Raw genomic sequence first — 20,160 nt, 5'->3', positions numbered from 1 at the left:
TGGCCAGGGATTTCGCTCGGAAGTTCCGGCCGGGAATTTCGCCAACGACTTCGACTTCGACCAGGGCCAGGGCCAAGAGCTTCGGCCGCGCCTGCCGGGCGCGACGCCGCCCCCGCCGCGTTCGGCCGGAACCTGAAGCCGACGCCCGACCGCGACCGCGACCGCAACCGCGACCGCGACCGCGACCGCGGGCGAGCATCCGCGCCCTTACTGAACGACCGGTTTTGCATTTCCACAAACGCCTAACCCGGCGCCCGCGGCGATTGGCTAGCATGCGGCGTTTCCGTCGTCCCCTGCCCGACCGCCCCGATGATCCGACGCCAGTTCCTTAAATCCGCGGCCGCCGCCCTGGCCTCCTTCGGCCTGCCCCTGCCCGCGCTGGCCCTGGCCGGCGCGACCGCGCCGAAGAAGCTCGGCGCGCCGCAGCCGTTCGACTACGCCACGCTCAAGGGCCAGGCGCGCGCGCTGGCGCAACAGGCCTACGCGCCGCGCAGCACCACCCTGCCGCCGGCGCTGGCCGGGCTCAACTGGGACCAGTACCAGTCGATCCGCTTCCGCCGCGACCACGCGCTGTGGGGCGACGGCGACGGCAAGTTCCTGGCCCAGTTCTTCCACCTCGGCCTGTTCTTCAAATCGCCGGTGCGCATGTTCGAACTGGCCGACGGCCAGGCGCGCGAACTGGCTTACGACCCGGAAATGTTCGACCGCGCCGCCAGCGGCCTCAAGCCCGGCGCGCCGCTGCCGCCGGACCTGGGCTTCGCCGGCTTCCGCCTCAACACCCGCAAGGACCCCGAGCGCGACTTCGCCGCGTTCCTCGGCGCCAGCTACTTCCGCGCGGTCGGCGCGGAAGGCCAGTACGGCCAGTCCGCGCGCGGCCTGGCCATCGACACCGGCAGCGGCCGCCCCGAGGAGTTCCCCGACTTCGTCGCCTACTGGCTGGAGCGCCCGTCCAACGACTCCGACACGGTCGTGGTCTACGGCCTGCTCGACTCGCCCAGCATCGCCGGCGCCTACCGCTTCGCCATCACCCCGGGCGAGGTGCTGCTGATGGACATCGACTGCGCGCTGTACCCGCGCAAGACCATCGAACGCCTCGGCCTGGGCCCGTGCACCAGCATGTACCAGGTCGGCGAGAACGACCGCCGCATGGACTGGGACTGGCGCCCGGAGATCCACGACACCGACGGCCTGGCGATGTGGACCGGCAGCGGCGAGTGGATCTGGCGTCCGCTGTGCAATCCCGAACAGCTGCGCTTCAACATGTTCGCCGACGACAACCCGCGCGGCTTCGGCCTGCTGCAGCGCGACCGCAACTTCGACCACTACCAGGACGACGGCGTGTTCTACGAGAAGCGCCCGTGCCTGTGGATCGAACCCAAGCGCGGCTGGGGCGCGGGCTCGGTGCAACTGGTCGAGATCCCGACGCTCGACGAGACCTTCGACAACATCGTCGCGTTCTGGAACCCGCGCGAAAAACCGCAGGCCGGGCAGGAACTGCTGTACGGCTACCGCCTGTACTGGGGCGCGCAACCGCCGGCGGCGCCCAAGCTCGCCCACTGCGCGGCCACCCGCACCGGCCTGGGCGGCCGCATCGGCTTCAAGCGCGAGACCTTCTCCTGGCGGTTCGCGGTCGACTTCGTCGGCGGCGACCTGGCCGCGCTGGCCAAACGCGACGCCACCGTCGAACCGGCGCTGCAGATTTCCAAGGGCAGACTGGAAACCGTCTCCTGCCGCCCGCTGCACGAAATCGACGGCTACCGGGTCATGTTCGACGTCGTGCCGCCGGGCGACGGCACCGACCAACTCGACCTGCGCCTGTTCCTGCGCGACGCCAGCGGCGCGCTCAGCGAAACCTGGCTGTACCAGTGGTCGCCGCCGCCGAAGGGCGAACGCAAGCTCTACTGACGCCATCGCGGACCCCGACCGCTGCGGCGACGGCTCCTTGCAGGAGCGGCGCAAGCCGCGACCGCGACAACGCGGCTACGACGAAACCCACGGCGTAGTTGTATTGCCGCGGTCGCGACTCGCGTCGTTCCTACAATCGGAATCGCCACATCGATCCGTCTCGAACCCGGCCTGTCGCGCTCTTCCTAGCCGCGCCAATGTCGCAACGCTCCCTGTAGGAGCGACGCGAGTCGCGACCGCGACAACGCAGCCACGACGAAACCGACGACGCAGTCGCGTCGCCGCAGCAATCAGAATCGCGACACCGCCCAGCCCGGCACCACCGCCGGCCGCCGCCCTGCCCCGCTTACGCCACCCGCGAACGCCGCGCGCGGGTCAGGTGCACCAGCAACAACGAGATCGCCGCCGGGGTCATTCCGGGAATCCGCTGCGCCTGCCCGATCGTCTGCGGCCGCACCCGTTCGAGTTTCTGTTGCGCCTCGGCCGACAGCCCGCGCACCGCGGCATAGTCGAAGCCATCGGGAATCGGCGTGTTCTCGTTGCGCTGCTGGCGCTCGATCTCTTCGCGCTGGCGATCCAGGTAACCGGCGTACTTCACCCCGATCTCGATCTGCTCGGCCACTTCGGGCGCGCTCACGCCTGGGCCCAGCGTAGCCACCTGCATCAGCTTGGCGTAGTCCAGTTCCGGCCGCTTGAGCAGGTCGCGCGCGCTGCTCTCGCGGCTGACCTCGATGCCCAGCGTCTGCGCGATCTCGCGCCCGAGCGCGTTGTTCGGCGCCGCCCACACCGCGCCCAGGCGCGCGGTCTCGCGCTCCACCGCCTCGCGCTTGCGCGCGAACGCGTCCCAGCGCGCCGCGTCGACCAGACCCAGTTCGCGCCCGACCGGGGTCAGGCGCAGGTCGGCGTTGTCCTCGCGCAACTGCAGCCGGTACTCGGCGCGCGAGGTGAACATGCGGTACGGCTCGCTGGTGCCGTGGGTGATCAGGTCGTCGACCAGCACGCCGAGGTAGGCCTCGTCGCGGCGCGGGCTCCAGCCCTTGGCGCCGCGCACGAAGCGCGCGGCGTTGACGCCGGCCAGCAGGCCCTGCGCGGCGGCTTCCTCGTATCCGGTGGTGCCGTTGATCTGGCCGGCGAAGAACAGGCCGGCCACGGCCTTGGTCTCCAGCGTGGTCTTGAGCCCGCGCGGATCGAAGAAGTCGTACTCGATCGCGTAGCCGGGCCGGGTGATATGGGCGTGCTCGAAGCCGCGGATCGAACGCACCAGGTCCAGTTGCACGTCGAACGGCAGCGAGGTCGAGATGCCGTTGGGGTAGATCTCGGTTACCTCCAGCCCCTCGGGCTCGACGAAGATCTGGTGGCTGGCCTTCTCGGCGAAGCGCACCACCTTGTCCTCGATCGAGGGGCAGTAACGCGGGCCGATGCCCTCGATCTGGCCGGTGTACAGCGGCGAGCGGTCGAGCGCGCCGCGGATGATCTCGTGGGTGCGTTCGCTGGTGTGGGTGATCCAGCACGAGACCTGACGCGGATGGTCGGCCGGCGTGCCCAGGAACGACATGACCGGACGCGGGTCGTCGCCCGGCTGCTCCTCCATCACCGCGTAGTCGAGGCTGCGCCCGTCGATGCGCGGCGGCGTACCGGTCTTGAGCCGGTCGACCACGAACGGCCCTTCGCGCAGGCGCACGGCCAGCGCGGTCGCGGGCGGGTCGCCGGCGCGGCCGGCGGCGTAGGTGGTCTGGCCGACGTGGACCTTGCCGGCGAGGAAGGTGCCAGCGGTCAGCACCACCGCCGGCGCGCGGAAGCGCAGGCCGGTCTGGGTCAGCACGCCGGCGACGTGGCCGGCGTCGAACTCGATGTCGTCGACCGCGGCCTGGAACAGGGTCAGGCCCGGCTGCGCCTCGACCGCGCGGCGGATGAAGGCGCGGTACAGCGAGCGGTCGGCCTGGCAGCGGGTCGCGCGCACCGCCGGCCCCTTGCTGGCGTTGAGCCGGCGCCACTGGATGCCGGCGGCGTCGGCGGCGCGCGCCATGATCCCGCCGAGCGCGTCGATCTCCTTGACCAGATGGCCCTTGCCGATACCGCCGATGGCCGGGTTGCAGCTCATCGCCCCGACCGTCTCCACCGAGTGGGTCAGCAGCAGCGTGCGCGCACCCGCGCGCGCGGCCGCCAGCGCGGCCTCGGTCCCGGCGTGGCCGCCGCCGACCACGATGACGTCGTATTGGTAGAAGGAGTCGGACACGGGATCGGAGCTTCGGGGTTCGGAAAACCGGACTGCCCGGCGAGGGCGAGGGCGAGGGCGTCATTTTCGCACGCTCGAGCCGAGCCGGCCTTCAGTTCGGAGCGCGACCCATGGCTACGAATGCCGACACCCGGATCGCATTCCGAACTTGGCACAGTTCATGCTTGAGTTATCCATGCACCTTGCGGGGCAGGCGCTAGACGCCGGCTGGAATTGGAACAGGGGCTGGCCAAGCGCTCGCGGGGGAAGCCGGGGGCCGAATGTCGGGGGACATTCGGCCCCTTTTTATTGCCTGTCGTTTGGGCCAGGCCCGCTCGGGCCGCTGCCTGTGGGGCTGCCGCTCCGGCCGCATCGCCCCGCTGGGGCCTTCGATGCAACCCATTGATCCCAAAAGAAAAGCGCGCGTAGATACGCGCGCTTTCCGGTCGCGCCCGCGATGCGGGGCGGAATGGGCGCCGACGCCTGACGGGGACGGAACAGGGGGGATCCGTGATTCCTCGCCAGGCGCCGACATAGAAACCTGTCCTTACCGAAAACGTCCAAATGCGACGTAAGCGGTCAGTAGCGGTAGATTGCTGTCACTTCGTCAGGAACGCAAGTGCGCGCGGTTCCAGTTCCAAGCAAAAAGGGGCCCGCAGGCCCCTTTAGGTGTTACGAACGGTCGTAATCGGCCGACAACCGGTGTCCGCCTATTCAGCGGACCCCGGATCAGCGCTCCACGTCGCGCCAGGCGCGGCCGCCATCGCGACGCACGGACGGTGCGGCCGGAGCGCGCGGCGCCATTTGCGGCCGCGCCATCTGCATCTGCGGACGTACCTGCGGCGTCGCGCCCGGGTTGTTGTTGCGCGGGCCCCAGGCGCCGCCGCCGACCGGGCGGGTGTCGCGCCACGGCAGGCCGCCGTCGCCGCGGCTGGGCGGGTTGCCGCTCGTGGGCGGATTCGGCCGGTTGGGCCGGTGCGGGCGGTTGGGGTAGTAGTAGCGCGGATAGCCGTAGTAGTACGGGTTGCCGTAATACCCGTAGTACGGATTGCCGTAGTAGCCGCCGTTGCGGAAACGGTAGGACTCGCCGTACGGGTAATAGCCGTAGCCCGGCCCGTAATAGCCGCCGCCGTAGCCGCCGTAATAGTTGTAGTCCACGCTCGGCCGGCCGTAGTAATACGTGCCCGGACCGCCGCCGCCGCGGGCGGTGTAGTCGGTGACGCAGCCGGCCAGCAGGCCGGCTGCAAGAAGCGGAATCATCAGTTTGCGGATCATGGCAGACCCCCCGGTTAGGGTTTCAGATTCTGCCTGAAGCTTTGAACTCGGGCTTAACTCTCCCGACCCGCAAATGTCAGGTTCAGGCCGCTTCGGCCGGGGCCGCGTCGTCGCTCAGGTCGACGTGGGGCGCCTGCTGCGGATGGTCCGCGGTGGGATTCATCACCGGCGGCGGGTAGCAGCCGGTGAGCAAGGCCGAGAGCAGGCTCGCAGCCAGGCAGAGCGAGAGTTTGCGCATGGAACATCCCCTGTGTTGGGCGCCGACGCGGGGCGTCGCGGGTCGTGGTGGTCCGGATGCGCGGGCGCGTCCGGGGTGGCGAGGAACCAACATGGCCGTCGGATCCGCGGATGGCCAGCCGGCGCAACCGACGACCGGCCGCCCGGCACGCGTCCGATGCGCCATCGCCCATTGCGCGACCGGCACTCCTGCGGGTCTTCCTTAAACTATCGGCGAAGAACGGCGCGATTGCGGTACGGGTTCACAAATCGTTGCGTATCGATACAGGCGGACCTGCACCGCGCCTGACTTTAGGGGATTGCGCCGGACCGCGCCGTCGCGGGAACCTTCACCGATGCGTCCGGTCGCACCTGTACCGGCCGCGACCGTCCGTGCTGCGGCCGCGACGGCGTCTTTCTACTTCCCCGGCCGGTACTCGATGATCGAATTGGATGCGGTCCATCGTCGCTACGAAATGAATGGACAAGCGGTGAATGCGTTGGCCGGGGTGGACCTGAAGATCGGCGCGGGCGAGTTCGTCGCGATCACCGGCGCGTCCGGCTCGGGCAAGTCGAGCCTGCTCAACATCCTGGGCTGCCTGGACCGGCCGACCCGCGGCCGCTACCTGATCGAAGGCCGCGACGTGGCCGAGTTCGACGACGAGGCCGCCAGCGACATCCGCAACCGCCGCATCGGCTTCGTGTTCCAGAGCTTCCACCTGCTGCCGCGGCTGACGGTGCTGGAAAACGTGCTGCTGCCGCTGCGCTTCCACCGCCAGCCACCGGGCGACGCGCCCGAGCGCGCGCAGCGGCTGCTGGCGCGGGTCGGCCTGGGCGAGCGCAGCGCGCACCGGCCGAGCGAGCTGTCCGGCGGCCAGCAGCAGCGCGCCGCGATCGCCCGCGCGCTGCTGCTGCAGCCGGCGCTGCTGCTCGCCGACGAACCCACCGGCAACCTGGATTCCAAGAGCGCGGCCGACGTGCTCGACCTGATCGGCGAAGTCCACGCCGGCGGCCAGACCGTGGTGCTGGTGACCCACGACCGCGACCTGGCCGCGCGCGCGCCGCGCGAGGTGCGCCTGCACGACGGCAAGGTCGATCATGATTCGGCGGCCTGAGCGCATGGCTGCGCGCGCGTGCGCCGTGGTGCTCGCGCTGGCGGCGCCGGCCGCGGGCGCGGTGGTGCTGACCGGCGAGGTGCGCTCGGCCGGCGCGCAGCAGATCTACACGCCGCAGGCCAACACCGCGCCGGTGTCGATCCGCTACTTCGTGCCCGAGGGCCAGGCGGTCAAGGCCGGCGAGGTGGTGCTGCGCATCGATCCGGGCCAGGCCGGCACCCAGATTCCCGAGCTCGATGCCAAGATCGAACAGGCGCGGGCCAAGTCGGCCAAGGAATTGGCCGAGCTCGAGGTCAAGGCGGTCGACGCCGAAGTCGCGCTCGCCGACGCCGACGCCGCGCTGGCCACGGCCAAGGTCGAGGCGGCGATCCCGCGCGGGCTGATCTCGCAACTGGACTACGACCGCCACCAGGGCGACCTGGACAAGGCCGTGCGCGAGCAGCGGCTCAAGCGCGAACAGCTCGACGCCGCGCGCGCCGCGGTCGCGCGCCGGCGCCAGGACGGCGAGCTGGAAACGCGCAAGCTCAGCGTGCAGCGCGACTACTACGCCGCGCTGCTGCGCCAGTCGGAAGTGCGCGCCGAGCGCGACGGCATCGTCCTGCACGGGTTCAACAACAACTGGATCGGCGGGCGCATCGACGAAGGCAGCTCGACCATGCCCGGCAGCAAGGCCGGCGAGGTGGTCGGCAGCGGCGGCGCGATGCAGGTGCGGGCCTGGGCGCTGGAGCCCGACCGTCCCGGCCTGCGCGTCGGCCAGGACGTGCGGCTGAGTTTCGATGCGTTGCCGCGGCGCGAGCTGCGCGGACGCATCACCGCCATCGCCGGCGCGCCGGACCGCAAGTCCGAGTGGGGCGAGGGCCGCTACTTCGCCATCGACATCGACCTGCCGGCCGGCCACGGCCTGGCGCTGCTGCCGGGCATGAGCGTGCGGGTGACCGCGCCGGGCGCGGCCGTGGGCGGCGCGGGAGCGGGGCGATGAGCCGGTTCCTTTGCCGCGCCGCGGCGCTCGTCCTCGCCGCCGCGTCCTTCGCCGCGGCCGCCGCGGCGCCGCTGCGCGTGGACGGCGAGGTCTACGCGCGCCGCTCCTCGCCGCTGATGCCGCCGAACGTGGAACGGATGTGGCAGTTCGCGATCACCCAGCTCGCGCCCGACGGCGCGCCGGTCAAACGCGGGCAGACCGTGATCAGCTTCGACAGCAGCGACGTGATCAAACAGCTCACCGAGAAGCGCAGCCAGCTCAAGGAAAAACAGAGCGAGCTGGAGAAGCTCGACCTGGAACTGGCCGAACGCGAACGCACCGAACGGCTGGCCACGGCCGAGGCGCTGGCGGCGCTGGAGAAGGCCAAGCGCAAGACCGAGCAGCCGGCCGAGCTGATCGCCGGCATCGAGTACCGCAAGCTGGTGGTCGCGCGCCAGCAGGCCGAGCGCAAGATGGAACTGGCGCGCAAGCGCGAGGCGCTGTCGGCCGAACAGCGCCGGCAGGAACGGCGTCTGCTGGCCGCCGAGCGCGACCAACTGCAGGCCGACGTGGATCGCCTGCAGCGTTCGCTCACGGCGCTGGACGTGGTCGCGCCGCGCGACGGATTGATGATGCACCGGAGCAATTTCGAGGGCGAGAAGTTCGACGTCGGCTCGCAGGTCTGGGTCGGCCAGACCGTGGCCGAGATTCCCGACATGGCCACGCTGGCGGTGCGCGCGGAACTGGCCGAGCGCGAGTTGTCGCAGGTCAAGGTCGGCGCGCCGGTGCGGATCGTGGTCGAGGGCGGCGCCGGACGCGCGTTGCGCGGCAAGGTCGCCTCGGTCGGGCGCGCGGTGCGCAGCAAGTCGCAGGTGCAACCGGTGCCGGTGCTGGACCTGGACGTGCAACTCGACGACGCGCACGCGCCGTTGCGGCCGGGACAGGCGGTGCGGGTGGAGATTTCGGCGGCCGCGAGCGCGAGCGCGGCCCGAACGGCGAGCGCGGGAGCCGGACGATGACGCTGCGCACGAAGCTCGCGGCCGCCGTGCTGGCGGCCTGCGCATTGGCGCTCGCCGCGTGCTCGGACGAGATCGCCCCGGCGGCGACCGAGACCGTCGCCGCCGCGCCGTTGCGCCTGAGCGTGCGCGGCGAAGGCGAGCTGAAGTCGGCCAAGGCGACCCCGCTCAACGTGCCCGGCCGCAACTGGGCCGCGCGCCAGGTCGAGTGGATGCTGGCGGAAGGCAGCGCGGTCAAGAAGGGCGATCTGATCGCGCGCTTCTCCGCCGACCAGGGCAAGCAGGAACTGGCGCAGACCCTGATCGACCTGCAGCGCAACCAGCTCGCGCGCGCGGCCAAGCAGGGCGACCTCGACACCGCGCAAAGCAAGGTCGGCGTCGACCTGGCCCAGGTCGCGGTGCAGTTGGCGATCGCCGAGCGCTACGCCAGCGCGGACCTGAGCACGATGGCGCGCAACGAGGTGCTCGACGCGGTCCAGGACCGCAGCTTCCTGACCGAGAAGCAGGACATCCTGCAGTGGCAGCGCAGCCAGTCCGGCGTGCGCGGCAACGCCGAACTGGCGGTGCTCGACGCCCAGCGCGCCACCTACGACATCGCCGCCAAGGCCCGCCAGTCCGACCTGGACGCGCTGGAACTGCGCGCGCCCAACGACGGCGTGCTGATGCTGGCGAGCAACTGGCAGGGCGACAAGCCGGCGATCGGCGCGACCCTGCGCGCCGGCTTCGACTACGGCAGCCTGCCCGACGCCTCGGCGATGGAACTGGAATTGAACCTGCCGCAGATCGAGACCCAGGGCATCCAGGTCGGCAACGCCGTGGAGATGTTCCCGGTCGGCCGGCCCGAGCAGAAGATCCTCAGCAAGCTGTCCTGGGTCGCCAGCGCGGCCAAGGTGCGCAACCAACAGAGTCCGGTGAAGTACCTGAGCATGAAGGCGCCGATCCCGGCCGAGGCGATCGCGCGCTACAAGCTGGTGCCGGGCCAGCAGTTGGAAGCCAGGGTGCTGTTGCTGGATGCGCCGAAGGCGATCAGCGTGGCCAACGTCGCCATCGACAGCGACGAAGGCCGCGACTATGTGCGGGTGAGCGACGGCGGCCAGTTCCGCCGCCGCGAGATCGAGCTCGGCGTGCGCGGGCCGGCGCGCTCGCAGGTGCTGTCGGGCCTGCGCGAGGGCGATCGGGTGCTGCTGGCCGAGGCCGGCGCGATCGACGCGCCCACCGCCAAGGCCGAGGACGCGGCCAAGCAGGCCGCGGCCGAACAGGAAAAGGCGCAAGACAAGCCGCAGCCGGCCAAGGCGGTGCGCCCGTGAGCCGGTTGCTGGCGTGGCTGCCGCCGATCTGGCGCGAAGCGGTCGAGGAACTGTGGCGGCGGCGCCTGCGCACGCTGCTGACTTTGCTCGGCCTGATCTTCGGCGTCGGCGCGATCGTGGCGATGCAGGCGGTGGGCGAGGGCAGCCGGCGCGAGGCGTTGCGCCTGGTCGAGAGCCTGGGCCTCAACAACCTGATCGTCGAGGCCAAGGTGCAGCAGGACGAGAACAGCCTGCGCGAAATCCGCGCGCGCAGCCTCGGCCTGAGCCTGGCCGACGCCGACGCGGCGTTGGCCGTGGTCCCCGGCGCGCAGCGCTACGCCGCCGAGAAACCCATCCGCACCCACTCGGTGTTCAGCGACGACGGCCGCAGCGACGCCCAGGCCAGCGGCGTGAGCCCGGATTATTTCCAGCTCTCGTCGCTGCGCGTGGCCAAGGGCCGCGCGCTGACCGCGCAGGACGACCGCGCGCTGGCGGCGGTGGCGGTGCTCGGCCACCAGGCCGCCGCCGACCTGTTCCCCGGCGCCGATCCGCTCGGCCGCTATCTCAAGGTCAACCACGTGTGGCTGCAGGTGGTCGGCGTGCTCGCCGACCGCGACCTCAGCAAGGACCAGTTCGAAGGCGTGCAGCTGGGCTTGGAAAGCAACCGCGTGTACGTGCCGCTGGCCAGCGCGCGGGCGCGGTTCAAGTTCAATCCGCAGGAAGACGAGGTCGACCGCGTCCTGCTGCGCCTGGGCGATCCCTCGCAGCTGGCGCAAGGCGCGCGGGTGCTGTCGACCGTGCTCGGCCAGCGCCACGCCGGCAGCGCCGACTTCCGCCTGGTGGTGCCGCAGCAGCTGTTCCAGCAGCACCAGAAGACCCAGCGCATCTTCCGCGTGGTGATGGGCGCGATCGCCGGCGTGAGCCTGCTGGTCGGCGGCATCGGCATCATGAACATCATGCTCGCCAACGTGCTCGAGCGGCGCCGCGAGATCGGCTTGCTGCGCGCGCTCGGCGCGCGCCGGCGCGACGTGGTCGCGCAGTTCCTGCGCGAGGCCACGGTGATCTGCGTCAGCGGCGCGGCGCTGGGGCTGTTGTTCGGGGTGCTGCTGGCCTACCTGATCGCCGCGTTCGCCGGCTGGCAGGTGGCGTGGGCGCCGATCCCGGTGCTGTTGTCGGCGACGTTCTGCGCGGCGGTCGGATTGGCGTTCGGGGTGTATCCGGCGCGGCAGGCGGCGCGGCTGGATCCGATCGCGGCGTTGCGCCACGACTGATCCGGGATTCGGCAGCGCCGCCTCGGGAAACGCGCGTGCACGATGGGGCAGGGCGGCGTGGCCCTGCCGCGCGCCGCGGCGACCGGAGCATCCGCCACGCCCCGCATCCTGGCGCCGCGGCGCCTGCGCTACGCTTGTGCGATGAACGCACACGACTCCTCGACCCCGGCCGCGCCCGCCGACGCGCCCGTCTACACCGACATCCTCGCCGCCGCCGCGCGGATCGCGCCGCATGCGCACGCCACCCCGGTGCTGACCTCGCGCGCGCTCGACGAACTGGCCGGCTGCCGGCTCCACTTCAAGTGCGAGAACCTGCAACGCGGCGGTGCGTTCAAGTTCCGCGGCGCCTGCAACGCGGTGTTCTCGCTCAGCGACGAGGACGCCGCGCGCGGCATCGTCACCCAGAGTTCGGGCAACCACGGCGGCGCGCTGGCCCTGGCCGCGCGCCTGCGCGGCGCCCGCGCCACCGTGGTCGCGCCGCACAACACGCCCAAGGTCAAGCTCGCCGCGATCCGCGCCTACGGCGCCGACGTCGTGTTCTGCGAACCCGGCCAGGCCTCGCGCGACGAAGTCACCGCGCAGGTGCTGGCGCGCACCGGCGGGGTGCTGGTGCATCCGTTCAACGATCCGCGGGTGATCGCCGGCCAGGGCACGGCGACGCTGGAGCTGATGGCCGCCGCGCCCGGATTGGACGCGGTGATCGCGCCGGTCAGCGGCGGCGGCCTGCTCTCGGGCACCGCCATCGCCGCGCAGGGCGCCGACCCCGCCATCGCCGTCTACGGCGCCGAACCGCTCGGCGCGCGCGACGCCCACGACTCGCTCGCGCAGGGCCAACGCATCACCGGCCGCGCCGCCGACACCGTCTGCGACGGTCTGCGCGCGGAGTTGGGCACGCTCACCTTCCCTATCCTTCGCTCACGCGTGCGCGAGGTGTTGCTGGTCGACGACGCGCAGGCGATCGCGGCGATGCGCTTGATCTGGGAGCGCATGAAGCTGGTGGTCGAACCGTCCGGCGCGGTGCCGCTGGCGGCGGTGCTGGCCCATCGCGACGCATTCGCGAACAAAAGCGTCGGCCTGATCGTCTCCGGCGGCAATGTGGACCTCGATCTGGCCGCGCAATGGTTCGCCGCGAAGCCGTCGTGACCGGTTGCCGATTCGGTTTGCGTTTGTTATGCGGCATGCGTTGAGGCGGTGCACACGGGCCGCATAAAACGCATAAAAACCAGACTTTTCTGTGATAAGCGTTTACGTTTTTTGTTAACGCAACTGGCACGCTGCGCCATCGCGCGCCAGTCCCTGTCATGCCGCGCGGACCGCTCCGAACAGGGCGATACGGACCAGCGCACAGGCCGGGGAGTTTTGCATGGTGGATGTCGAGTTTCGCGTGGTCTCCGAGCGCCGCGACGGCCTGTTGCTGGCCCTGGGACAGGTGGTCATCGCCAACGGTTTCACCTTGCTGCGCCAGCGCATGCTCAACAGCGACGAGGGCGTGGTGCTGGTGATGGTCGTGCGCGGGCCGGCCGATCAATTGCTGGTGCTGGAAGAGAAGCTCGGCACCCACCATCTGGTGCAGAGCTTCGAGGCCTCGCCCTACGAAGGCGGCAGCGCGCCGCCGCCGCCCGTGCGCGCCAACGGCGCCGGCAACGGCAACGGCCATGCGTCCGCCCCGCCGCCGCCCGCGGCCTCGGCGCCGCCGCTGGCGCCGACGCCCGCCACCGCCGCGCCGATCGACGTGCAGCGGGTGGAAACGCTGCTGCCGCAGCTGGCCCGCAACTATCCCAACATCCTGCTGCAGCTGGTCGCGCTGGAACGCGAGCTGCCGCCGGCCCAGCGCGAGGCGACCTTGCGCTACATCGGCCAGCGCGTCGGCGCCTGGGTCTACAAGCGCGACTTCGCCCTGGGCGGTCAGCTGCCGCTGGCCGACTCGGTGCGCCGCATCGCCTTGCCGGCGATGCGCCAGTTGGTCCAGGCCGAACTGCAGGACGACGTCCTGCGCGTGCGCAACAGCCCTTTCTGCCATCGCGGCGAACACGGCGAGTGCTGCCATTTCCTGCGCGGCATGCTCGGCGGCCTGCTCGAAGGCCAGCACGGCGGAACCGTGCGGGTGGTCGAGAGCCAGTGCCGCAATACCGGCGCGGAGACCTGCCGGTTCGAATTCGAAGCCTGACCGGATAGACCGGTCGACCGCCGCGGCCGGGACGCCGCGGCGCCACGCGCCGACGCACGCGCCGGCGTGGGATGCCGCTTTGGCGCGGGACGGCGCCCGGGCGGCCGATTGCTGTTCCTATCCAGCCGTACAACCCATCCACCAGGGGGTTCGCCATGCCGCTCGACCATGCGATTCAATGCGTCCACGACCCGTTGCTCGTGATCCTTTCCTATGTGGTGTCGGTGCTGGGATCGTTCACCGCCCTGCAGTTGGCGATCGCCATCCCCGGCGCGACCGGCGCGGCGCGCTGGCGCGCGGTCACCGCGGCCGGCATCGCCATGGGCGGCGGCGCGATCTGGGCGATGCACTTCATCGCCATGCTCGCCTGCCGCATGAACGTGGAGGTGACCTACGACCTGCCGCTGACCCTGGGCTCGGCGGTGGTCGCGGTGGTCTCGTGCATGGCCGGCCTGGCCATCGCCGGCACCGGCGTCTTCAACTGGGGCAAGCTGATCCTCGGCGGCGTGCTGATGGGCCTGGGCGTGACCGGCATGCACTACGCCGGCATGGCCGCGATGCTGATGCCGGCCGACACGGTCTACAACAGCACGCTGGTGGTGGCGTCGGCGGCGATCGCCGTGGTCGCCTCGATCGTGGCGCTGTGGCTGGCCTTCAACCTGCGCGGCTGGGGCCAGATGCTCGGCAGCGCGCTGGTCATGGGCGTGGCGGTGTGCGGCATGCACTACACCGGCATGCTCGCGGCGAGCTTCGTCCCGGACAAGAACGCGGCCGCCGCCGGCGGCGTCAGCGGCGGCTACCTGGGCATCGGCATCTTCGTGGTCACCACCGCCCTGCTTGCCGCGGTGCTGACCATCAGCCTGCTGCGCCAGCGGCAGCGCGCGATGGTGCGGATTTGATGAGGGCGCCGGCCTGACCGCGCCGGCCTGAAGCAGGCGCGGCTGTTGTGGGAGGGCCTTCAGGCCCGATGCTTTCGTTTCAGGTCGCTGCGTCGCCACGGAGCGAAAAGCATCGGGCCTGAAGGCCCTCCCACAACAGCCGCGCCTGCGCGATCATGCGCCTGCCCCGCAACGCAGGACGATCGACGATGACCGAAGCCGCACGCCACCACGACCGCGCCACCGAGCTGGTGCTGTCCTATTACGCCGCTTTCAACCGCGCCGACTGGGACGCGATGCTGGCCACGCTCGGCGACGAGGTCGCCCACGACCTCAATCAGGGCGCGCGCGAAACCGGGCGCGAGGCGTTCGCGGCGTTCCTGCAGCGAATGGCGCGGCATTACCGCGAGCAGTTGCGCGACATCGTGGTGATGGCCTCGGCCGACGGCACCCGCGCGGCGGCGGAATACGTGGTGCACGGCGAATACCTGGCCACCGATCCGGGCCTGCCGGAGGCGCGCGGGCAGAAGTACGTGTTGCCGGGCGGGGCGTTCTTCGAGATCCGCGAAGGCAAGATCCAGCGGGTGACCAACTACTACAACCTCGACCACTGGGTCGCCCAGGTCGGCGGCTGACGGCGAGGGCCGCGACGGCCATCGCCGCGCGCATCCATCGACAAAAAGCCGACGAGACGGCCGCGGCGGCTGCGGCGCGGACGCGCTACCAGGTCGCGCCCGCGCGCTGCGCGGCGGGCGGAACCCGTGGCCGCGCCGCGCATGCCGCCGCGACCGGCCCGTCGGACCGAGGAAAGCGGCGCCGCGGCCGCATGGCCGCGGACGTGCATCCGAACCGACCGCCCGGGACGCGCCGCGCGCGCCCCACCGCGAGGATCGCGCGATGCGTCCCGGGCGAATCGATTCTGGAACCGGCGCGGCCCGTGCGGCCGCGCCGTCAGCGTTCAAAAAGACCGACGAGCGGCCTGCGGCGGCAAGAGAGGGGAGGGGCCGCGCCGCAGGCCGGGATCGTCGGTCGGAAAGCGGTGAACCGCAGGGAACGCGGATGAGGCAAGCGCGGGATCGTCGGATGCGCTCATCGCAGTCGTTGCGATTCGCCCATCTCGCCGCGACGGGTCGGGACGTCGTCCCAACCGATCGCGCAACCCGCGCTGCCGTCGACTTGCGTCCCCGCTCCCTGCGTTCGGCTCAGTTGCGCGCCACGCCTTCGCGCACCGGCTCGCGCGCCGGCCAGCCGCCGGCCATCGCCTTGTACAAGGCGATCGCGCCGGTGACCGAACGGGTGCGGCCGTCGGCGAACGCGTCCTGCGCCTGCAGCTGGGTGCGTTCGGCGTCGAGCACTTCGAACAGGTCGGCGGCGCCGGCCTCGTAGCGCACGCGCGCGAGCTTGGCGGCCTTGAGGCTGTCCTGCGCGGCGCGTTCCAGGTGCTGGTCCTCGACCCGCGCGCGGGCGTAACGCACCAGCGCGTTCTCGGTGTCTTCCAGCGCCAGCAGCACGCTTTGCTGGTAACGCGCCAGTTCGCCTTCGGCGCTGGCGTCGGCGGCCTTGATGCGCGAGCGCACGCGGCCGATGTCGAGGAACGACCAGTCGATGCCGAGCGCGACCAGGCGGGTTTCGCTGGCGCGTTCGAACAGCGCGCTGGTGTCGATGGCCTGCGAACCGATCAGGCCCGACAGGGTGAAGCGCGGGAACAGGTCGGCGGTAGCGACCCCTATCCGCGCGGTGGCCGCGTGCAGGCGGTGCTCGGCGGCGGCGACGTCGGGACGGCGGCGCAGCAGTTCGCCCGGGGTGCCGGCGTCGAGCCGCGCCGGCAAGGCCGGCAGCGGCGCGGCCTGGTCGAGTTCGGCGACCAGCGAATCGGGCGTCTGCCCGGTCAGCACCGCGAGCCGGTGCTGGGTCACCGCGACCTGCGCTTCCAGGTTCGGCACCCGCGCCAGGGTCGCTTCGAGCTGGGCGCGCGCGCGCGCCGTGTCGAACTCGGTGCCGCGGCCGGCGTCGAAGCGCGCCTGCACCAGACGCAGCGTCTCCTGCTGGTTCTCGGCGTTCTCGCGCGCGACCCGCAGGCGTTCCTGCAGGCCGCGCAGCTCGACGTAGCTGCGCGCCACTTCGCCGACGATGGCCACCTGCATCGCCTGCAGGTCGGCCGCGCTGGCCCAGGTGTCGGCGCGCTGCGACTCGACGTTGCGGCGCACCCGGCCGAACACGTCGAGTTCCCAGCTCACGTTGGCCTGCGCGCTGTAGCTCTCGTTGTCGCGGCCGCGGTTGTCCGTGCCCGGCATCTGGTCGCTGCTGGAGCGGGTGTCGCTGCCCGTGGCGCTGCCGGTGATGGTCGGGAAGCGGTCGAACTTGGCGCCGCGCAACAGCGCGTTGGCGCGGTCGTAGTTGGCCAGGGCGATGCGCAGGTCGTGGTTGGCGCCGAGCGACTCCTCGACCAGACGCGTCAGCGTCGGGTCGTTGAAGTTGCGCCAGAACTCGGCCGCCGGATCCGGCGCGGCGGTGCCGTCGGTGGCCGCTTCGGCGTCGCCGCGGGCGAACTTGTCCGGCGTGGCCAGGGTCGGCCGGACATAGTCCGGACCGACCGCGCAGGCGGCGAGCGCGAGCGTCAGCAACGCGACCGCGGGGAGCTTGAGATTACGCATGGACCGTCTCCGAAACATTGTGGTGGTCGCCGTGCGAGACCAGCTTGTTGCCGACCATCTTGCGCAGCGCCACGTAGAACACCGGGGTCAGGAACAGGCCGAACAGGGTCACGCCGAGCATGCCGGCGAACACGGTGATGCCGGTGACCGAGCGGACCTCGGCGCCGGCGCCGTGCGACAGCACCAGCGGCACGGTGCCGGCGATGAAGGCGATCGAGGTCATCACGATCGGACGCAGACGCAGGCGGCACGATTCCAGCGCGGCTTCGACAATGCCCTTGCCCTGCAGTTCCAGTTCGCGGGCGAACTCGACGATCAGGATCGCGTTCTTGCACGCCAGGCCCATCAACACCACCAGGCCGACCTGCACGAACACGTTGTTGTCGCCGCCGGTCAGCTTGACGCCGAGCAAGGCCGAGAGCATGCACATCGGCACGATCAGGATCACCGCCAGCGGCAGGGTCCAGCTTTCGTACAGCGCGGCCAGCACCAGGAACGCCAGCAGGATCGCGAGCGGGAACACGATCATCGCCGCGTTGCCCTGGCTGGCCTGCTGGTAGCTCAGGTCGGTCCACTCGATTTCCATGCCGTTGGGCAGGACCTTGGAGGCCACGTCCTTGACCACGTCCATCGCCTGCGCCGAGGACATCACGCGCGGGTCGACGTCGCCGGCGATGTCGGCGGCCGGATAGCCGTTGTAGCGCAGCACCGGGTCGGGGCCGAAGGTCTGCTTGATGGTGACCATCGAACCGATCGGCACCATCTCGCCGCGGTCGTTGCGGGTGCGCAGGTTGGCGATGTCCTCGACGCTGTCGCGGAAGTTGCCGTCGGCCTGGGCGATGACCTGCCAGGTGCGTCCGAACTGGTTGAAGTCGTTGACGTAGGCCGAACCCAGGTAGGTCTGCAGGGTGTCGAACAGCTCGGTCAGCGGCACGCCCTGGGCCTTGGCCTTGACTCGATCCACTTCGGCGTCGAGCTGCGGCACGTTGGCCTGGTAGGTGCTGTTGGCGTAGCCCATGCCCGGGGTCTGCATGATCGTGCCCTGGAACGCGCTGACCGCGTTCTGCAGCGCGCCGTAGCCGAGGTTGTTGCGGTCCTGGATGAACATCTGGTAGCCCGCGCCGTTGCCCAGGCCGAGGATCGGCGGCGGCATCAGCGCGAAGGTGAAGCCTTCCTGGAAGCCGGCGATCTTCTGGTTCAGCTCGGCGGTGATCTCCACCGCGCTGCGGCTGCGCTCGCTGAACGGCTTGAGCGGCAGGAACGCCACGCCGGTGTTGGGCGTGTTGGTGAACTGCACCGCGTTGAGGCCCGGGAAGGCGATCGAGTGCTGCACGCCTTCGGTCTTCATCGCCACGTCGGTCACCTTGCTCAGCAGGGCGTCGGTGCGCGCGATGGAGGAACCCTCGGGCAGCTTGACCGCGGCGATCAGGTACAGCTTGTCCTGCAGCGGGATGAAGCCGGCCGGCACGATCTTGAACATGAAGCCGGTGGCGACCAGCAGCACCGCGTAGACCACGAACACCGCGCCGCGCTTGCCCAGGGTGCGCGAGACCGCGCTCTGGTACTTCTCCGAGCTGGACGCGAAGAAGCGGTTGAACGGACGGAACAGCCAGCCGAACAGGCGGTCGATCAGACGCGTCGGCGCATCCTTCGGCGCGCCGTGCGGCTTGAGCAGGCGCGCGGCCAGGGCCGGCGACAGGGTCAGCGAGTTGATCGCCGAGATCACCGTGGAGATGGCGATGGTCACCGCGAACTGCTTGTAGAACTGGCCGGTCACGCCCGACAGGAACGCCATCGGCACGAACACCGCGCACAGCACCAGCGCGATCGCCACGATCGGGCCGGACACTTCCTTCATCGCCTGGTGCGCCGCGTCGAGCGGGCTCAGGCCTTCCTCGATGTTGCGCTCGACGTTCTCGACCACCACGATCGCGTCGTCGACCACGATGCCGATCGCCAGCACCAATCCGAACAGGCTCAAGGTGTTGATCGAGAAGCCCAGCAGGTACAGCGCGGAGAACGTGCCGACCACCGACACCGGCACCGCGATCAGCGGGATGATCGAGGCGCGCCAGGTCTGCAGGAACAGGATCACCACCAGCACCACCAGCAGCACCGCTTCCAGCAGGGTCGAGACCACCGCCTTGATCGAGTCGCGCACGAAGATGGTGGTGTCGTACACCGCTTCGTACTTGATGCCGTCGGGGAACGACTTGGAGAGCTGGTCCATCGTGCCGATGACCTGCTCCTGGATCTGCAGCGCGTTCGCGCCCGGCGCCTGGAAGATGCCGATGCCGACCGCGTTCTTGCCGTCGAGCTGCGAGCGCAGGCTGTAGTCGCCGGCGCCCAGTTCCAGGCGGGCGACGTCGGACAGCCGCACCACTTCGCCGTCGTCGCCGCGCTTGAGCACGATCTCGCCGAATTCCTTCTGGTCGCGCAGGCGGCCCTGGGCGTTGATCAGGGTCAGGAAGTCGCTGCTGTTGGGCATCGGCTCGGCGCCGAGCTGGCCGGCGGAGACCTGCACGTTCTGCTCGCGCATGGCGCGGACCACGTCGCCGGCGGTGAGGCCGCGCGAGGCGATCTTGTCCGGGTCGAGCCAGGCGCGCATGGCGTAGTCGCCGCCGCCGAAGATCTGCGCGTCGCCGACGCCCGACAGGCGCGCCAGGTTGTCCTTGACGTGCAGGCGGGCGTAGTTGCGCAGGTACAAGGTGTCGTACTTGCCGTTCGGCGAGGTCAGGTGCACCACCATCAGGAACACCGGCGACTGCTTCTGCGTCGTCACGCCCTGGCGGCGCACGTCCTCGGGCAGGCGCGCCAGCGCCTGGCTGACCCGGTTCTGCACGCGCACGGCGGCGTCGTCGGCGTTGGTGCCGGGGCGGAAGGTCACGGTGGTGACCAGCACGCCGTCGGAGCCGGCGACCGACTTGATGTACATCATGTCTTCGACGCCGTTGATCGCTTCTTCGAGCGGCGTGGCGACGGTTTCGGCGATGACCTTGGGGTTGGCGCCCGGATACACCGTGCGCACGACCACCGAGGGAGGCACCACTTCGGGATATTCGCTGATCGGCAGGATCGGTATCGAGATCAGGCCGGCGGCGAAGATCACGATCGACAGCACCGCGGCGAAGATCGGCCGGTCGATGAAAAACTTGGAAAAGTCCATGACGGATTCCTTGGTGCGGCGATGAGCCGCATGGGTCC

The 20,160-nt window shown here is 70.6% G+C and carries 17 protein-coding genes; 12 read left to right on the top strand and 5 right to left on the bottom strand.

From position 1 onward, the window contains the following. Nucleotides 1-309 precede the first annotated feature (309 nt). On the top strand, nt 310-1,905 hold the full coding sequence (locus JHW41_RS00585; protein WP_250448644.1) for a glucan biosynthesis protein: 1,596 nt from the start codon (nt 310-312) through the stop codon (nt 1,903-1,905). A 346-nt stretch (nt 1,906-2,251) separates the two neighbouring features. Here the strand turns inward: JHW41_RS00585 and mnmG are convergent, their stop codons facing one another. From mnmG to JHW41_RS00570, 3 genes are all read right to left on the bottom strand, one after another. Further along, the gene (gene mnmG / locus JHW41_RS00580; protein WP_250448642.1) at nt 2,252-4,141 is read right to left on the bottom strand and encodes a tRNA uridine-5-carboxymethylaminomethyl(34) synthesis enzyme MnmG; all 1,890 of its coding nucleotides are present in this window, start codon (nt 4,139-4,141) and stop codon (nt 2,252-2,254) included. A 708-nt stretch (nt 4,142-4,849) separates the two neighbouring features. Further along, complete coding sequence (locus JHW41_RS00575) at nt 4,850-5,395, bottom strand: hypothetical protein (protein WP_175429344.1); 546 nt, start codon at nt 5,393-5,395, stop codon at nt 4,850-4,852. Nucleotides 5,396-5,477: 82 nt separating this feature from the next. Next, a complete protein-coding gene (locus JHW41_RS00570; protein ID WP_157490459.1) occupies nt 5,478-5,633 on the bottom strand; it encodes a hypothetical protein in 156 nt (51 codons plus the stop codon). Nucleotides 5,634-6,051: 418 nt separating this feature from the next. Between JHW41_RS00570 and JHW41_RS00565 the strand changes: the two genes are divergently transcribed. The 11 genes from JHW41_RS00565 to JHW41_RS00525 all read left to right on the top strand — a co-directional run bounded on the left by JHW41_RS00565 (nt 6,052) and on the right by JHW41_RS00525 (nt 14,937). Next, nucleotides 6,052-6,726, top strand: coding sequence for an ABC transporter ATP-binding protein (locus JHW41_RS00565; protein WP_250448640.1), 675 nt, complete (start codon nt 6,052-6,054; stop codon nt 6,724-6,726). 4 nt (nt 6,727-6,730) lie between these two features. Further along, nucleotides 6,731-7,705, top strand: a complete 975-nt coding sequence (locus JHW41_RS00560) for an HlyD family secretion protein (RefSeq protein ID WP_250448638.1) — start codon at nt 6,731-6,733, stop codon at nt 7,703-7,705. Further along, the gene (locus JHW41_RS00555) at nt 7,702-8,703 is read left to right on the top strand and encodes an HlyD family secretion protein (RefSeq protein ID WP_250448636.1); all 1,002 of its coding nucleotides are present in this window, start codon (nt 7,702-7,704) and stop codon (nt 8,701-8,703) included. Before JHW41_RS00560 ends, JHW41_RS00555 begins: the two co-directional genes overlap by 4 nt. Beyond that, nucleotides 8,700-10,007, top strand: a complete 1,308-nt coding sequence (locus JHW41_RS00550; RefSeq protein WP_250448634.1) for an efflux RND transporter periplasmic adaptor subunit — start codon at nt 8,700-8,702, stop codon at nt 10,005-10,007. Before JHW41_RS00555 ends, JHW41_RS00550 begins: the two co-directional genes overlap by 4 nt. Next, on the top strand, nt 10,004-11,257 hold the full coding sequence (locus tag JHW41_RS00545; RefSeq protein ID WP_241833684.1) for an ABC transporter permease: 1,254 nt from the start codon (nt 10,004-10,006) through the stop codon (nt 11,255-11,257). Before JHW41_RS00550 ends, JHW41_RS00545 begins: the two co-directional genes overlap by 4 nt. 141 nt (nt 11,258-11,398) lie before the next feature. Beyond that, complete coding sequence (locus JHW41_RS00540; protein ID WP_078996566.1) at nt 11,399-12,400, top strand: pyridoxal-phosphate dependent enzyme; 1,002 nt, start codon at nt 11,399-11,401, stop codon at nt 12,398-12,400. Nucleotides 12,401-12,620: 220 nt separating this feature from the next. Next, nucleotides 12,621-13,424 (top strand): V4R domain-containing protein, encoded by an 804-nt coding sequence (locus JHW41_RS00535; protein ID WP_078996567.1) that lies wholly within the window; start codon nt 12,621-12,623, stop codon nt 13,422-13,424. Between the two features lie 200 nt (nt 13,425-13,624). After that, nucleotides 13,625-14,323 (top strand): MHYT domain-containing protein, encoded by a 699-nt coding sequence (locus tag JHW41_RS00530; protein WP_250448631.1) that lies wholly within the window; start codon nt 13,625-13,627, stop codon nt 14,321-14,323. 68 nt (nt 14,324-14,391) lie between these two features. Continuing rightward, entirely contained in the window at nt 14,392-14,445 is a 54-nt protein-coding gene (locus JHW41_RS26125) for a hypothetical protein (RefSeq protein ID WP_428995606.1), read from the top strand. After that, nucleotides 14,435-14,515, top strand: a complete 81-nt coding sequence (locus JHW41_RS26120; RefSeq protein WP_428995605.1) for a hypothetical protein — start codon at nt 14,435-14,437, stop codon at nt 14,513-14,515. The genes JHW41_RS26125 and JHW41_RS26120 overlap by 11 nt, the downstream gene beginning before the upstream one ends. Further along, on the top strand, nt 14,512-14,937 hold the full coding sequence (locus JHW41_RS00525) for a ketosteroid isomerase-related protein (RefSeq protein ID WP_057949645.1): 426 nt from the start codon (nt 14,512-14,514) through the stop codon (nt 14,935-14,937). The genes JHW41_RS26120 and JHW41_RS00525 overlap by 4 nt, the downstream gene beginning before the upstream one ends. A gap of 567 nt (nt 14,938-15,504) precedes the next feature. Here the strand turns inward: JHW41_RS00525 and JHW41_RS00520 are convergent. Together JHW41_RS00520 and JHW41_RS00515 are read right to left on the bottom strand one after the other, a co-directional pair. Beyond that, a complete protein-coding gene (locus JHW41_RS00520) occupies nt 15,505-16,956 on the bottom strand; it encodes an efflux transporter outer membrane subunit (protein WP_250448630.1) in 1,452 nt (483 codons plus the stop codon). Continuing rightward, nucleotides 16,949-20,122, bottom strand: coding sequence for an efflux RND transporter permease subunit (locus tag JHW41_RS00515; RefSeq protein ID WP_057949647.1), 3,174 nt, complete (start codon nt 20,120-20,122; stop codon nt 16,949-16,951). The genes JHW41_RS00520 and JHW41_RS00515 overlap by 8 nt, the downstream gene beginning before the upstream one ends. Nucleotides 20,123-20,160: the final 38 nt, after the last annotated feature.

The organism is Lysobacter enzymogenes, from assembly GCF_023617245.1.
Lineage (GTDB): Bacteria > Pseudomonadota > Gammaproteobacteria > Xanthomonadales > Xanthomonadaceae > Lysobacter > Lysobacter yananisis.
Note: the sequence above shows the minus strand (reverse complement) of the source record. Positions and strands in the feature narration are given on the sequence as shown.

What these genes read in the sequence shown, in the direction of transcription:
- JHW41_RS00520 (WP_250448630.1), bottom strand. Translation starts at nt 16,956, where the DNA reads ATGCGTAATCTCAAGCTCCCCGCGGTCGCGTTGCTGACGCTCGCGCTC.
- JHW41_RS00540 (WP_078996566.1), top strand. Translation starts at nt 11,399, where the DNA reads ATGAACGCACACGACTCCTCGACCCCGGCCGCGCCCGCCGACGCGCCC.
- JHW41_RS00575 (WP_175429344.1), bottom strand. Translation starts at nt 5,395, where the DNA reads ATGATCCGCAAACTGATGATTCCGCTTCTTGCAGCCGGCCTGCTGGCC.
- JHW41_RS00550 (WP_250448634.1), top strand. Translation starts at nt 8,700, where the DNA reads ATGACGCTGCGCACGAAGCTCGCGGCCGCCGTGCTGGCGGCCTGCGCA.
- JHW41_RS00515 (WP_057949647.1), bottom strand. Translation starts at nt 20,122, where the DNA reads ATGGACTTTTCCAAGTTTTTCATCGACCGGCCGATCTTCGCCGCGGTG.
- JHW41_RS00525 (WP_057949645.1), top strand. Translation starts at nt 14,512, where the DNA reads ATGACCGAAGCCGCACGCCACCACGACCGCGCCACCGAGCTGGTGCTG.
- JHW41_RS00555 (WP_250448636.1), top strand. Translation starts at nt 7,702, where the DNA reads ATGAGCCGGTTCCTTTGCCGCGCCGCGGCGCTCGTCCTCGCCGCCGCG.
- JHW41_RS00565 (WP_250448640.1), top strand. Translation starts at nt 6,052, where the DNA reads ATGATCGAATTGGATGCGGTCCATCGTCGCTACGAAATGAATGGACAA.
- JHW41_RS00560 (WP_250448638.1), top strand. Translation starts at nt 6,731, where the DNA reads ATGGCTGCGCGCGCGTGCGCCGTGGTGCTCGCGCTGGCGGCGCCGGCC.
- JHW41_RS00585 (WP_250448644.1), top strand. Translation starts at nt 310, where the DNA reads ATGATCCGACGCCAGTTCCTTAAATCCGCGGCCGCCGCCCTGGCCTCC.
- JHW41_RS00535 (WP_078996567.1), top strand. Translation starts at nt 12,621, where the DNA reads ATGGTGGATGTCGAGTTTCGCGTGGTCTCCGAGCGCCGCGACGGCCTG.
- JHW41_RS00570 (WP_157490459.1), bottom strand. Translation starts at nt 5,633, where the DNA reads ATGCGCAAACTCTCGCTCTGCCTGGCTGCGAGCCTGCTCTCGGCCTTG.